The organism is Georgenia deserti, assembly GCF_042680605.1.
Lineage (GTDB): Bacteria > Actinomycetota > Actinomycetes > Actinomycetales > Actinomycetaceae > Allobogoriella > Allobogoriella deserti.
This window is the reverse complement of the sequence record NZ_JBHUEE010000023.1, coordinates 1-667: the sequence shown is the minus strand read 5'-3', so window position 1 is coordinate 667 and position 667 is coordinate 1. Positions and strand designations below refer to the sequence as shown.

General features: G+C 53.1%; 1 pseudogene. It reads right to left on the bottom strand.

Features of this window, described 5'->3' with window-relative positions:
* Positions 1-534, bottom strand: a pseudogene (locus tag ACFSE6_RS18895) (hypothetical protein); the annotation flags it as partial.
* Positions 535-667 lie beyond the last annotated feature (133 nt).

The window sequence follows — 667 nt, the reverse complement described above, 5'->3', positions numbered from 1 at the left end:
ATAGCCGCGCTGGCGAACCCCGGCCTCAAAGCCTTGGGAATAATAATCGGAGCGGCTGTAGTTATGATAGGGGTAGTTGTAGAGCCCGTCATTATAGCCGCGCTCATAATCGGCTTCATATTGCGCGTTGCCATAATGGTTATAGTCATTGTGGTTATGCGACTTGTGGCTCAGCGCGATGGCACCGATCAAGGCCGCTGCACCGATAGCAACCGCCGCACCTGCATCCCCGGATTTTTGGCCGCAATCGCCTGCGCTTTCCGAATTGATGGCTGCATAGCGGCCATCCTCGGTCGTCACGCGCACGCATTTCTTCGACGATGCCTTCCACCAGTAAGTGTAGGATTTGTCATCACCGTGCGATGCATGGTGCAGGCTGTATCCGCGAGCCTCCATCTGCGTTTCGCCAGACGATCCTTTCACACCTATCAGGTCAGCAAGATCACTCGGCGTCGCCGCCATAACCGGTGTTGCGACCATCGAAAAACTCGCTGCAACGGCGACTGCAATTTTTGGAAGTCTTGAAATGCTCATCTCGATTGCTCCCCTCAGACAAGGAAAATTCACATACGATTAGAGCGACCCGGTAGGGCATGACTTTTGTCTAACGCATTGTGGCGCAAAATTGCTCAAACGCCGTGTAAAATCTTTTGCAGACTGCGCTTAA